Origin of the sequence: Metabacillus mangrovi, from assembly GCF_009711125.1 — a bacterium.
GTDB lineage: Bacteria > Bacillota > Bacilli > Bacillales > Bacillaceae > Metabacillus_B > Metabacillus_B mangrovi.
This window is the reverse complement of record NZ_WMIB01000020.1, coordinates 51,273-65,121: the sequence shown is the minus strand read 5'-3', so window position 1 is coordinate 65,121 and position 13,849 is coordinate 51,273. Positions and strand designations below refer to the sequence as shown.

Sequence of the window (13,849 nt, the reverse complement as noted above, 5' to 3'; positions counted from 1 at the left end):
TTTCTTGCTCCATTAACCTGAGTATTAAGGTCCAATAGATATTTCTCTCTAAGCTGATACGTTCGGATAACTTCTTCGTCAGCACTCAGCCGGCGTAATTTCTCGTCTGCTTTAGACACCAATTGGTCCATCTTTAACACCTCCATTAGGTTTCGCTGATCTTTATCTTCTGTTAAGAACAATAACCAGCGGTGAAGGGGGTTATTATCAGGTTTAGTCTTACTGAACTTAGGCAGTTCAATGCATTGAATCTCAAGCAGATTGGTAAGGAGTTCACCGGTATCGATGTTTTGAATTTTGAATACAGAGTGGAAATTTTGATGTTCATTAAATAAATTGTATCCAAAGATGTTGATAGCAATCGTTCGGTGTAAATCTGAATAATTTTCCGCAGCTTTCAGGTCTTCTGTATACAATTTAGACCAGTAGAACAACGTTCTTTCAATCATGTTGAACTCATTAAGCAGCTGAACTTCGATGTTGATTTTTTCACCAGAACTGCAAACGGCTTTAATATCCAGGATCCCTTGCTTATCGTCTATTTTGTCTTTGCTTAGCTTTTCTTCTACGATGTACAGGTCTTCCACATCTGTTTGTAAAACTGCATTCAGAAAACCAATCAAGATGTCTTTGTCTTTTTTTTCTCCAAAAAGCTTCTTAAAACAAAATCATTCAATGGTTTTAATCGTCTCATAACACAGCTCCTTTCTGCTATTATACTACGGTTATTGATTGCTTCAAAGTGTGGTTGGATAAAGGGACTGTTAGCGAATCAGGCTGGGATTTATTTGCTGAAAAATAGATTTATTTGCGAACATTGACCGCTTACTCGCGAAAAAAATTTTATATTTGCGAAAATCGCTGGTTTATTTGCGAAACTGATTTTTTTCATCCTTAAGCCTCAGTAGTCTACCCACCCTATAAGGTAAAAACTCACAAAATTCAGAAAACTAAATCGTTTCATTTGAACTCTTCCATTTTTCCTCCTAAAGTTAAGAGGAGACAATTTCCAGAGGGAGGAAAATGGATGAAAAGTTTAGTGAGAAAAAGCATGGCTCTCTTCATTTGCTTCAGCGTTGCGGTCGGGTCTGGTCCGTTCATGGCGGAGGCAGCGCAGGGTTCGAAACACACCAAAATGAGTCAGGTGGATGTCGGCAGCAAAGGAATGGTGGCTGCTGCTACTCCGCAGGCTTCTAAAATTGGGGCGGATGTGCTGAAGGACGGGGGAAATGCGGTTGATGCCGCGGTGGCAATTCAATTCGCCTTGAATACGACGGAGCCGATGATGTCGGGGATCGGCGGGGGCGGATTCATGATGGTGTATGATGCAAAGACGAAGAAGACGTCTATCGTCGACAGCAGGGAACGGGCTCCAGGGGGTGCGGAGCCGGATATGTTTCTAGATGAGGACGGCAAGCCGATTCCGTTTGCGGAGAGGCATACACACGGGAATGCAGTGGGCGTGCCGGGAACCTTGAAGGGCCTTGAAGCTGCATTGGACCGCTGGGGAACGAAGCCGATGAAAAAGCTCATTTCTCCATCCATCAAGCTTGCGGAAAAAGGTTTTCCGATTGATTCCGTCTTGGCAAAAGCGATCAGCGATAATAAAGAAAAGCTTCAGCGGACCGTGGCTGGAAAGGTATTTGTGCCATATGGAAGGCCGCTGAAGGAAGGCGAAATCCTTAGACAGAAGGATTTGGCGAAAACCTTCAAGCTTATCCGGAAAAGAGGCTCGGATGTATTTTATAAAGGAAAAATCGCGGATGCCATGTCTGCAGAGGTCCAGAAGTTCGGCGGGTCGATGAACAAGAAGGATTTAAAGAAATACAACATTACATGGGACAAGCCGATTTGGGGAGAGTACCAGGGCTACGATATAGCCAGCATGCCTCCGCCGAGCTCGGGAGGAATTTTCCTTCTGCAAATGCTTGAAACACTGGATGGATTCGATCTTTCCCAGTATCCTCAAAAATCATGGCAGAAATATCACTTGCTGGCTGAAGCGATGCATCTATCCTACGCCGACCGGGCAGTTTACGCAGGCGATCCGGAATTTGTAAAGGTACCGGCGAAGGGGCTGCTTGATCCGGCCTATATTGCAGAGAGACAAAAACTGATTTCATTGGATAGGGTGAACCCGGCTCCGAAAGCGGGAGATCCATGGAAGTATGAAAACGGACAAGCGAACTATGATCAGCAGCCGAAGCAGGATCAAAAAGCCGTCGGGGAGACGACACACTTCACGGTAGCCGACCGCTGGGGGAATGTTGTTTCCTATACAACAACGATCGAGCAGGTATTCGGTTCAGGCATTATGGTGCCGGGTTATGGATTTATGCTGAATAATGAATTGACGGACTTTGACGCCGTTCCGGGCGGAGCGAACGAAGTGCAGCCGAACAAGCGGCCGCTCAGCAGCATGAGCCCGACCATCGTCTTCAAGGATGGAAAACCGGCGATGACCGTCGGCTCTCCGGGAGGACCGACCATCATCACCTCCGTTCTTCAAACAATCATCAACAAGCTGGAATATGGAATGGAGCTGCAAGCGGCAGTAGAGGAACCGAGAATTTACACAAACAGCGTCACCTCCTATAGACAGGAGAGCGGAGTGCCGAAAGAAATTCTCGAAAAACTCAACAGCATGGGGCACAAATTCACCAGCCCATCCGAAGAAATCGGGAACGTTCAAAGCATTGAAATCAACGGACCTGAAGGAAGGTATAAAGGAGTCGCGGATTCGAGCAGGAACGGGACTGCGGTTGGGGTGGATTAACGGGAACGGATGGAAACTTAAGGAAATCAGCAATTATGGCATGGCAGTCAGCAATTAAGGTAAGAAAGTCAGCAATTAAGGTAAGAAAGTCAGCAATTCCAGCCAGGAAGTCAGCAATTATCCGAAGAAGTCAGCAATTAATCAAAGAAAGTCCGCAATTAAGCGAAAAAGTCAGCAATTAGAGTAAGATAGTCCGCCATTATGATAAGCAAGTCCATACTAAAGGTAGCAGAGTCAGCAATAACGCCGATTTAAGCGACTTTATCAGGCAAAACAGGCGGTACACAGAATCGGTTCTATCATTTATTTGCGATAATCTCAGGATATTTGCGAAGTCCGACCGCTTATTTGCGAAAAAAATTTTTTATTTGCGAAAATCGGGACTTTATTTGCGAACGCCCGGAGAACAGAACATGGTTCTCCGGTTTTTTCTGCAACTGTTCCCTATTCCCCATGCCGCAGTAAATAAATGGTTATACAATAGAGGAGAAAACCAATGAACAGTCAGGAGGAAGCGGATTGAAAAATAAAATGATAACGCTTACAATTATAGCTTCTCTAGTATTAACAACAGGTCCTATGGTGAACGCAGATGCGGTGGCTCAGACAACTGAGGTGCGGCCGGCAATCAAAGGTGCGGCCAATGTGATGGAAACCTATTTCAACGGGGAAAACGGCAACTGGCTCACGACGAAAAATCCGAAGCAGTATGAGCAGGCGACTCTTTACGGTAATCTTGGACTGGCTCCTTACAATTGGGGCAGTGCGGCTGAGGGAACCGGTTGGCATCAGATGTACAAGCCTGCAGAAGTGACCGGAACTCAGGTGACGGGGAGGTTTGATGACGCGCAATTTGTCATCCGCGTTCCGGATCAGTGGAACGGGAAGCTTGTCGTGGCGGGGATTCCGGCTACAAGGAATGAAACCTCCACTGATTTGCTGTTCAGTGACTATGTACTGGAAAAAGGCTATGCTTTTGCTGCGATTGATAAAGGGACACAGGGAGAGATCGACCCATCCGATCCGTTTGCGAAGGTGAAAAATGCGCTCGTCAATGAAGATGACAGTGTTGCCGAATGGCATGTCCGTTTCAGGCAGGTCACAAAGGCTGCCCAGAACTATCTGGCGGACAACTATCCGGACAAGCTCATCAAAGCAAATGACAAAAAGAATCCTGCGAGCGATTTGATCAAGAAAAATCATAAAGTGCCTACATACGCCATCGGTATCTCCAACGGCGGCTATGTGGTTCGGTATGCCCTTGAAAATGACGGGCCCGAAAAAACCAGGGAGCCGCGCCTTTTTGACGGGGGAGTGGATTGGGAAGGCGTACTGTGGACAGCGAAGGAGCCGAACCTGATTAGCTCTCTGACAACGGTCGTAAAACATGCGGATGAAGCGCTGTACGGACAGGGGAAAGAACAGCAAAAAGCAATAAGGCAGATGTATAAAGCAGGCCTTCCGAAAGGCTCCGAAAAACTATGGGCCTATCACGATCAGGTGTACTGGTTCGTCTCGCTGAATATTTACCGTGACCATTTTGACCCGAACGCTCCTGGCAGAACGGATTGGCGGAACTATTTGAACTTCACAGCTGATGGGAAACGGGACCGCAGCTATGATTCTATTTTTGAGGATTATGACTACAGCAGCCGAAACAAAGAGGTGAAGAAAAACATCAATAAAATCGCCAACACAGGTGACATTGATGTGCCGCTGATCAGCTTTACTGGCTCGCTCGACTCCCTCATTTTCCCGGACATCCATGCAAAGGGCTATGAAAAAATGGTGAGATGGCAGGACAAAGAAAAATTCCACCGCCTTTATACAATTGAAGGCGGCAATCATGTCGACTCCCTCGTATGGAACAAGCAGACCGACCCGGATCAAAAATTGCAGCCGCTGCTGCCTTATGCGCACCAGTCCTTCGATCTCCTCGTCGACTGGGTCGAGAACAAGAAAAACGCTCCAGCCAGCAAGAAAGTTCCTCTTCCGAAAAATCCGGTGAAAGTGGTGGATTTAAGGACGGGTGAAGAAAAAAACCCGCGGTAATTTTCCGATTCCCACCTCCTGGGCGGCTGCATAGAATAAATGGTCAGTACGAACAGGACGGAGAGGAGCATGGGTATGCATCACCCTTCTTATTACTTCAACCCTTACAGCCGCAACATGAATCCAGGAAGCATCAAGCTGCAGGACTATGGGCAAAAACCGTTTGTCGTCAATATTGATCAAGCCACCAGGCAGAACACCAATTACCGGACAGCACTCTGGACCGGCAAGCATTTTCAGGTCACCGTGATGAGCATCAATGTGGGCGATGATATCGGCTTGGAGGTTCATCCCGAAACCGATCAGTTCATCCGCATCGAAGAAGGCCAGGGCCTTGTTCAAATGGGGGACAGCAAAGAAAACCTAACGTTTCAGGTAATGGCCTATGAGGACTACGCCATCATGATTCCTGCAGGAAAATGGCACAACGTCACCAATACAGGCAATCGTCCGATGAAAGTCTACGTCATTTACGCCCCGCCGGAGCACCCGTTTGGAACGGTGGAGGAGACGAAACCGATAGAGAGCTGAATAGTTTTTTGGGCCGCCGTATTTGGCGGTTTTTTTGTAATCTTAGAAACGTATAGACTTGCCAGAGTGGATTCTCTTCAGCATTCGAATCTGGCCGCGGTGATTGATTTCATCTTCCATGACGTGAAACCAGAGATAATGGTTATTATAACGCACTCCGTTACTCCACGTGTCTTCTTCTAGTAGCCATCCATCATTTAGTTCCTTGAGCTTTAAAAGTCTGACTTTGGCCAATTCATTAAAATAGAAGTGAATGTCAAAATGCCTAATATCATTTCTGGCAGCTTCTCCAAGCTCCAGAGCGGGCTTCCATCGAATCAGCTCTGACTCACTTAAATCACGTTTTTCAAAGGATATCACCTGGTGCACATACTCAATGGAAGCAATATGCAGTAAGAGGGACCCAATTGAATTAGAGCCACCGTCTACCAGATGATCCAAATCAGCTTTGCTTAAATCCTTCACTTCTTCTAAAGTTACCGCTCTAGAGTGCTCCAGCATAGAGACGAGCTCCCCAATCTTTTCTGAAAAACCCTCTGCGTTCCTTATTCGATAATCTAACATCATGTCCCCTCCAATCAGCATGTACTGAGCGTAGTCCTTTTTTTGGATTGATTAAAGACTGATATTATTTGGAAATTAGAGTTATAATTAAAGTGAATAGGTATGGGGGCTACCATAGTGTATTTTTGTCTTCAAACAGATTTATGACTTAATTAGCAAGGAGCTGTAACCATGTACGGACTAATCCAAAAGGATTTCGAATATATAAATGAAGCACTAAGCCAGTTTGAAGACATTGAAAAAGCGGCAATTTTCGGAAGCAGAGCCCAAGGAAACTATAAAAAGGGTTCAGATGTGGATCTTGTGGTATATGGGGATCGCATTTCATCCAAAACCATATACAAATTAGATGATCTGCTGAATGAAGAGTTCCCGTTACCTTATTTTTTTGACGTCGTACACTTTGAACAAATCCAAAACGAAAATTTGCAATCCCATATAAAAGAAGTTGGTAAAATAATCTATTCAAAGAAGGAACGTTAAAAAGGGCTGCCAGATACTAGGCTGCCTTTTTAATTGAACCTCCCCATTGTACTCCCCAAACACCTATGGTATAGTTCTCTCGTTACTTATTAAACGTATTTAATAAGTGTTCAAGGCGGTGAATACAGTGGACGAAATAGGTTCAAATCCGAAAATGATCAAAAAGAAAATTCTAAAAGGCATCCGCACCGCACTTTTGCGGCAGGGGAGTGCAACGAAGGTTGAACTCAGTGAGGTCTTGGGAATCAGCTTTCCGACGATCAGCAAGTTTCTCGCTGAGATGGAGAAGGAAGGGGAAATTCTTGCGGCCGGTTTGGATGATTCCAGCGGCGGCAGGAGGGCGAAGCGTTACCGGTACAATCCTGAGCACAGGCTGGGCCTGGCCATTTTTCTTGAGAAATCGGAGACAAAATACACGGTGTTCAATTGCGATGGAGAAGTGAAGGATCAAGGTAAGGCTCCTTCCGTGCTTACCGATGATGGCCTGGCTCATCTGACTGCATGCCTGGAAGGGATCATGGAAGCTTTTCCGCGCATCCGTTCGATGGCGATCGGAGTACCGGGGTCTGTGAATGGCGGCCGGATTTTCTATATTCCCGGGTATGAAGAGTTTGAGAATTATGATCTAAAAGGGTATTATGAACGCCGTTTTTCGATTCCGGTCGTTATTGAAAATGATATGAATGCAGCGGTTCTCGGCTATTCCGCCAGCAGGAGCCTGAAGGGTCAGTCGCTCGTTTATTTGTATGCAGGCCAAAATGGCCCCGGTGCAGGAGTCATGCTAAACGGGGAAGTAGTGCGCGGAAGCACGTTTTTCTCTGGAGAGGTTTCATTTGTTCCTCAATTTGATCACATGAATTTTGGCCAGGCGATCAGTGGTGAAAAGGGAATAGATGCCGTCTGCCGGCTGGCCGCAGCGTACACAGCCATTCTCAATCCCCACACTTTTATTTTTTGCAAAGGGGAAGTAAATGCGATACACGATATTGTGAGCGGCAGCTCAAAATATGTGCCGGCCGAGCATCTGCCCGAGTTCACGGTAAGTGACTGGGAGCAGGACTACCTGTATGGGCTGCAAACGCTTTGCCTTGACGCACTTGTATAATTTTTAATCAGCTGGGAGGCATACATATGACCTTATTACTCTTACTTATAATCTACTTGGCTTTTATCAGTCTTGGATTGCCCGATTCCCTGCTCGGGGCCGCCTGGCCGGTGATGCAGCAGGAGCTCGGAGCTCCGCTTGAAATGGCGGGACTTCTGTTTATGGTCATTGCTGGCGGGACGATCGTTTCGAGCCTGCTCAGCGGCAGAATCATTGCACGTTTCGGGACAGGAACCGTCACTTTTTTCAGCGGTCTGCTGACGGCTGGCGCTCTGCTCGGCTTTTATTTGGCGCCATCCGTCGTCTGGCTATTTGTTTTCGCTATTCCTCTCGGGCTTGGAGCCGGAGCCGTGGATACGGCCCTGAACAATTATGTTGCTTTGCATTATAAGGCCCATCACATGAGCTGGCTGCACAGCTTTTGGGGAGTGGGCGCTACACTCGGGCCAATCATCATGGCGCAGTTTATCTCAGGCCAGCAGCTGTGGAGAAACGGTTACCTGACCATTTCCATCATTCAGTTCGCGCTGGCAGCGGTTTTGCTGTTTTCTCTGCCTTTATGGAAAAAGAACAGTGCGGCATCACCGGATGAAGCGGTGCCGGAAGAAAGCCATGTAAAGCCTCTGCAAATTAAAGGCGTGAAGCTTGCCATGCTGTCATTCCTCTTTTATTGCGGGGCGGAAGCAACAGTTGGGCTTTGGGGGAGCAGTTACCTCGTTAACGTAAAAGAACTCTCCGCTGCGGAAGCGGCACAATGGGTCTCTCTTTATTGGGGCGGTCTGACGGCAGGGAGGTTCTTAACAGGTTTTATCACATTCAAGTTGAACAATCTTACGCTCATCCGCTATGGGCAAATCATCGCATTAGCGGGTGCGGCACTGATGCTGCTGCCATTGCCGCTGCCCTTCACCCTGGTCGGGTTCGTCGTGATCGGTTTTGGACTGGCACCCATTTTCCCAAGCATGCTCCACGAAACTCCGGCCCGGTTCGGCAAAACCCATTCCCAGACCATCATGGGGTACCAGATGGCTGTCGCCTACACCGGCAGCACCTTGCTGCCGCCTCTTCTTGGCTTCGTTGCTTCGCAGACTTCTATTGCTGTATTTCCATGCTTCATTGCTGTTTGCGCAGTTGGGATGTATGTATGCTCAGAGAGGCTGAATGGAGTGGTTAGACAGAAAAATGTAGGCATCGGACGCTGATTGGCGGCAAATAGGCGGCAGTTTCCGGATAAATTTGAGAAGAATCACACCGTTATTGGACTTAAAGGTGTTCAAAACAGTGTGAGATGAATTGCTTTCCTAAGCTGGGGCGTGAAGCTGGGATTTCAAGCCCCTCCCGATTAAACGGAAATCAGATATCGGCGAAAATTTGAATAAATCGACGAAATTTTAAATATATAGACGAAAATCAGGATATATCGACGAAAATAAAAATATATCGGCGAAAATCCTGATATATCGATTTTTCGGGGAGATTCGACAAAACGTGGCGGACCCCCTGAACGTGAAATAGGAGTATATATCACGTACCATGCCCAACCGCACAAAAGACACCCACCTACTTCTGAAACTTATATGATAGATCCTCAACCCAGCCCGGCTGCTCAATATCCACACCGATTGTAAACCTGCCATCCAGATCGAGCTCTTTAAACTTGATCCCATACAAAGTGCTGTTAAAATCCGTAAAAAAGTAGTATCCGAGATTATTGTGATCTCTGATAACTGTCCATTGTGTCCAATCATAGACACCTTCGTATTCTCTTAAATAAACGGTTCCGACCGGTACGGAGAGGGTCTGGATGATTTGCCGGGCAGCTCCGATGCCCTGCTGAATAGTAGCAGGGGAGAATTGAGTCTGCTGCAGAAAGGATGCGCGGACAAAGCGCGACTGGGAGGTCGGATCACCTGGTATGCCAAGCTGTCCGCTGCCGACAAGCTCACTTCCGCAAATTTGGTTGCATTTGTCTGTCAGTGACAGCTGTTCATAAAGAACAAGGTTGTTCAGATGCCAATCGTATGGGGGATCGTTTGTCAGTACGCCGAGTTCAGTTCGATACGTCTTCATTTTCCCGCCAACAAATTCAACGACGAGATGATTTGCTGAGGCATCACTGATTATGTAGTGGAAGGTTGCATTCGGAAAAACAGCTGATTTAATAGTGGTCAATTTAGAAAGCCCCGCCTCAGCTTCCTCCACGTTTTGGAAGTTTCCTAAAGCGTAAGCAACTATGTTCACGCTAGAAAGCTGGGAGGGCCCGCGCTTCGGGTATTCCGTACACCCTAAAAATAAGGATGCAGCAGAAAGCCCCGCCTCATTTAACCCATCATAATAAAAACAGGTTCCTAAACCAGGCTTGAGCCCATTAAAGCCTGCACCAACAAACGCAAACTTATTTCTCCACTTGATTTCACCAGGTTCTTTGACTGCAGGAAAGGACTGCCCCCTGGGGACAAAATCAACCGATGTTGGCAGTACCTCTACCCAGTCCATCGTTCTTGCTGAAACGAGAGACTGGTGCTTATATGAAAAAGGAATCGCAATATTTGTACACATGGATGCCACCTCACTTTGGGTTGTATGTAATACCTTTATTCGGTGTAAAGGTGGTTGAGTACACAAGAAAAAAGGATAACTTTATTAATTAACTTTATTTTCTAATTTTCAAAAAACGATATTGACCATCTCTCTCTATATAGGATACTATCTATTTAAACGATTACGTAATCGATTAAATAAAAAATGGAAGCGATAACATTAATTACGTAATCGATTACCTGAGAAGGGGGTCTGAGATGAAGCTGCAGCAAAAATTACAGCACAGTGAAGTCATGGTCATTGAGCTTGAGACAAAGAAACAAATGAGATCTGCGAAGTGGAAGCGCGTCCTCCAGAATTATGAACTTTATCTTTTCCTTCTTCCCGCACTTGTTTATTTTATTGTGTTTCATTATGTACCAATGCAAGGAGTCATCATCGCTTTTAAAGATTTTGTTCCCACACTTGGGATCAATGGAAGCCCTTGGGTTGGCTTTGAGCACTTCGAACGATTCTTCAATTCATTTCAATTTGCGAAGCTGATGGAGAATACGATTTCTCTTAGCCTTCTGCAGCTGCTGTTCGGTTTTCCGTTGCCGATCATTTTGGCACTGATGCTGAATCAGCTTGCACAGGAACGGTATAAACGCTTCATTCAGACCGTTATTTATGCTCCGCATTTTATTTCAGTCGTCGTGCTGGCGGGTATGATTTTCGTTTTCTTTTCCAATAAAGGGCTTGCGAACTCCATCATTGTCCTGCTCGGAGGAGATCCCGTTAACTTCATGGCGAAGGCAGAATGGTTCCAGCCCCTTTATATCGGTTCAGGCTTATGGCAGGAGACGGGCTGGGCAGCTATTATTTATTTAGCGGCACTGGCCGGAGTCAGTCCTGAGATTCATGAAGCAGCAGTCATGGATGGAGCAAATAAGTGGCAAAGAATTCTCCATGTGGATATTCCGGCTATCTTGCCGATTGCGGTCATCCTGCTCGTATTATCAGTAGGAAACATTATGAACATTGGTTTTGAAAAGGCTTTCCTGCTGCAGACCCCTTTGAACGCCCCAACAGCTGAGATTATTCCTACATACGTGTACAAAACAGGGCTGCAGCAAGCACAATACAGTTTCGCTGCTGCCGTTGGTCTATTTAATGCCGTAATCAACCTTGTGCTGCTTTGGCTGGTTAACCGTGCAGCGAAAAGAATTTCCGGAAACGGCTTGTGGTAGGAGGCGGAGAAATGGAACAGATCACAATGAACAAACCGCGGCGCTGGGCCCGCAAATCAAAGGAAGACCGGATCTTTGATGTACTGAATATAACCGTTTTGACCATCATCGCCATCCTGGTCCTGTATCCGCTCTACTTTGTCGTCATTGCCTCCATCAGCAACCCGGACCGTATTTATTCAGGGGATGTCTGGCTGCTGCCAAAGGAAATTACGTTTGAAGGCTATAAACGGATTTTCCAGGATGAGATGATCTGGCTTGGATATAAAAATACGGTCATTTACACAGTGCTTGGAACAGCAGTCAACGTTGTGCTGACTTTAATGGCGGCGTACGCGCTATCCAGAAAAGATTTAGCAGGGCGGAACATTTTTATGCTGCTGTTCATCTTTACGATGTTTTTCTCCGGCGGGCTGATTCCTACGTATCTTGTCGTGAAAAACCTTGGCCTCGTTAACACCATCTGGGCGATGATTTTGCCAAAAGCCATTGCCGTCTGGAACCTCATTGTTGCAAGGACGTTTTTTCAGAGCAATATTCCGGATGAACTTCTGGAAGCGGCCAAGATTGACGGCTGCTCCAATACAAAATTCTTTTTAAAGGTCGTTCTTCCGCTGTCCAAACCGATCATCGCTGTGCTTGTCCTCTTTTACGCGGTCGGACACTGGAATTCATATTTTGATGCACTGATTTATCTCAACGACGAAGGGCTTTATCCGCTTCAGCTGATATTAAGAAACATTCTAATCCAGAATGAGGCGGCGGCAAATATGGTGGGAGATGTTGCTTCTTATGCTGCACAAAGAAGGCTGGCTGAACTGATCAAGTATGGGGTCATCATTGTAGCCGCTCTGCCATTGCTCATTGTTTATCCTTTTGTGCAAAAGTATTTTGTCAAAGGGGCTCTGATTGGCGGGATTAAAGGCTGATTAAGAGGGGATTCAAGCAAAAAAAATAAGGGGGAAATCAAATGAAAAAAGGGGTAAAAGCAGTCAGTGCACTTATGATCAGCACGGTTTGCCTGCTGGGGGCCTGTTCGAATCAGACTTCCGGGGAGAAAGAGAAAAGTGAGGCAGCGTTCAATAAAACAGGGCTTCCGATTGTAGAGGAAAAAGTGACCCTGAACTTTGTGTCGCCGAAAGCGCCGCTCGCTCCGAACTACGGAGAAATGGACATTGTGAAGAGCCTGGAAAAATCAACAGGGGTTCATATCAAGTGGAACAATATTCCGTCTGAAGGCTATCAGGAGAAAAAGAACCTGATGCTGTCAAGCGGTGATTTGCCGGATGCTTTCTATGATGCACAATTTTCTGATACAGACATCATTACAGCTGGAGCGAATGGTTCCATCGTTCCTCTTGAAGATCTAATCGAGAAATATGCGCCGAACATTCAGAAGGTATTTGAAAAACGCCCGGAATTAAAACAAATGGTTACAGCACCGGACGGCCACATTTATTCTCTGCCGCGAGCTGAAGAAATGGGTCTTGGAGCGGTGCCGAACTTTCACTCCATCAATAAAGCATGGCTTGATAAGCTTGGTTTGAAAATGCCAGAGACACTTGATGAATACTATAAAGTACTGAAAGCATTTAAAGAAAAGGATCCGAATGGAAACGGAAAACAGGATGAGATTCCGCTGAGCTTTATGTACAATTTCTGGACAGGAAACAATGGAGACCTGTTCGCTCCATTTGGAATGGCAGATAACACGGAGCACCGCATCGTCCGTGACGGCAAAGTCATTTATACGGCGGTCCAGCCTGAATACAAGGAAGCAATCAAGTATTATCATGAGTGGGTAAAAGAAGGCCTGATCGATCCTGAATCCTTTACACAGGAAGCCCCTCAATACCTGGCAAAAGGGAAAACGGAGGATCCGTCCCTGGGGTCTTACATCTGGTGGGAAACAGAAGAAGTAGTTGGACCTGAACGCAAAGGCGATTATGTTCTGCTTCCGCCTCTTAAAGGTCCGGATGGAACCCAGCTAATCGGCCGCTCCAACAACTCCGATTACGGCAGGGCAGCATTCGTGATCACATCCGCCAACAAAAACCCTGAAATCACGATGCGCTGGGCTGATCAGCTGTATGAGCCGAAAATGTCCGCCCAGATCAGCTGGGGGCCGATCGGTACGATTTTTGAAGAAGATGAAAACGGAATGCTTGTAAATAAAGAGATTCCGAAGGATGTAGCGATGGGAGAGCTTCGTCAGAAAGTCGCTCCAAACGGTCCGGTTGTTATCCTGAAGGAGCACTTCGGAACGGTTGTTGATATGGAACCTCGTGCAAAAGAAAGACTGAAGGATCTGAAAGCGATTTATGAGCCGTATTTGGAAAAAGAAAATTATCCGCAAGTTCTCTTCTCTGAACAGGATTTGCAGACAAAAGAACAAATCGAGGCAGAAATCAAAGAAGTGGTGAACCAGAAGCAGGCACAATGGCTTTTGGAAGGCGGCATTGAAGAAGAATGGGATGATTACGTCCAGCAGCTGGAAGATATGGGTCTTTCCGAGATGATGCAGATTTATCAAAAAGGACTGGATGACTTTAATAAAAAATAAGAGTG

At 46.3% G+C, this 13,849-nt stretch carries 12 protein-coding genes; 9 read left to right on the top strand and 3 right to left on the bottom strand.

The window, feature by feature from the left end; genetic code table 11:
* Nucleotides 1-623: Rpn family recombination-promoting nuclease/putative transposase (locus GKZ89_RS16250; protein WP_155113458.1), on the bottom strand; the 623-nt coding region annotated here is incomplete at its 3' end.
* A gap of 404 nt (nt 624-1,027) precedes the next feature.
* On the opposite strand from GKZ89_RS16250, the gene ggt reads away from it, so the two are divergent.
* The 3 genes from ggt (at nt 1,028) to GKZ89_RS16235 (ending at nt 5,359) form a co-directional block, all read left to right on the top strand.
* Complete coding sequence (gene ggt, locus GKZ89_RS16245) at nt 1,028-2,776, top strand: gamma-glutamyltransferase (protein WP_155113457.1); 1,749 nt, start codon at nt 1,028-1,030, stop codon at nt 2,774-2,776.
* 519 nt (nt 2,777-3,295) lie between these two features.
* Entirely contained in the window at nt 3,296-4,828 is a 1,533-nt protein-coding gene (locus tag GKZ89_RS16240) for an alpha/beta hydrolase (RefSeq protein ID WP_155113456.1), read from the top strand.
* Nucleotides 4,829-4,903: 75 nt separating this feature from the next.
* The gene (locus GKZ89_RS16235; protein ID WP_430697484.1) at nt 4,904-5,359 is read left to right on the top strand and encodes a cupin domain-containing protein; all 456 of its coding nucleotides are present in this window, start codon (nt 4,904-4,906) and stop codon (nt 5,357-5,359) included.
* Nucleotides 5,360-5,401: 42 nt separating this feature from the next.
* On the opposite strand, the gene GKZ89_RS16230 is transcribed toward GKZ89_RS16235, so the two are convergent.
* Complete coding sequence (locus GKZ89_RS16230) at nt 5,402-5,923, bottom strand: DinB family protein (RefSeq protein WP_155113454.1); 522 nt, start codon at nt 5,921-5,923, stop codon at nt 5,402-5,404.
* A 171-nt stretch (nt 5,924-6,094) separates the two neighbouring features.
* Between GKZ89_RS16230 and GKZ89_RS16225 the strand changes: the two genes are divergently transcribed.
* From GKZ89_RS16225 to GKZ89_RS16215, 3 genes are all read left to right on the top strand, one after another.
* The gene (locus GKZ89_RS16225; protein ID WP_155113453.1) at nt 6,095-6,406 is read left to right on the top strand and encodes a nucleotidyltransferase domain-containing protein; all 312 of its coding nucleotides are present in this window, start codon (nt 6,095-6,097) and stop codon (nt 6,404-6,406) included.
* A 127-nt stretch (nt 6,407-6,533) separates the two neighbouring features.
* A complete protein-coding gene (locus tag GKZ89_RS16220; protein WP_430697478.1) occupies nt 6,534-7,511 on the top strand; it encodes an ROK family transcriptional regulator in 978 nt (325 codons plus the stop codon).
* 26 nt (nt 7,512-7,537) lie between these two features.
* Nucleotides 7,538-8,713, top strand: coding sequence for an MFS transporter (locus GKZ89_RS16215; protein WP_155113452.1), 1,176 nt, complete (start codon nt 7,538-7,540; stop codon nt 8,711-8,713).
* A gap of 358 nt (nt 8,714-9,071) precedes the next feature.
* Here the strand turns inward: GKZ89_RS16215 and GKZ89_RS16210 are convergent, their stop codons facing one another.
* On the bottom strand, nt 9,072-10,070 hold the full coding sequence (locus tag GKZ89_RS16210; RefSeq protein ID WP_155113451.1) for a linear amide C-N hydrolase: 999 nt from the start codon (nt 10,068-10,070) through the stop codon (nt 9,072-9,074).
* Nucleotides 10,071-10,345: 275 nt separating this feature from the next.
* Here GKZ89_RS16210 and GKZ89_RS16205 point away from each other — a divergent pair, with 275 nt between their 5' ends.
* The 3 genes from GKZ89_RS16205 to GKZ89_RS16195 are packed head-to-tail and all read left to right on the top strand — an operon-like array spanning nt 10,346 to nt 13,844.
* Nucleotides 10,346-11,281: an ABC transporter permease gene (locus tag GKZ89_RS16205; RefSeq protein WP_430697482.1), complete on the top strand. Its 936-nt coding sequence runs from the start codon at nt 10,346-10,348 to the stop codon at nt 11,279-11,281.
* A gap of 11 nt (nt 11,282-11,292) precedes the next feature.
* Complete coding sequence (locus tag GKZ89_RS16200) at nt 11,293-12,210, top strand: carbohydrate ABC transporter permease (protein WP_430697475.1); 918 nt, start codon at nt 11,293-11,295, stop codon at nt 12,208-12,210.
* 41 nt (nt 12,211-12,251) lie between these two features.
* A complete protein-coding gene (locus GKZ89_RS16195; RefSeq protein WP_155113450.1) occupies nt 12,252-13,844 on the top strand; it encodes an ABC transporter substrate-binding protein in 1,593 nt (530 codons plus the stop codon).
* The last annotated feature ends 5 nt before the right edge of the window (nt 13,845-13,849 follow it).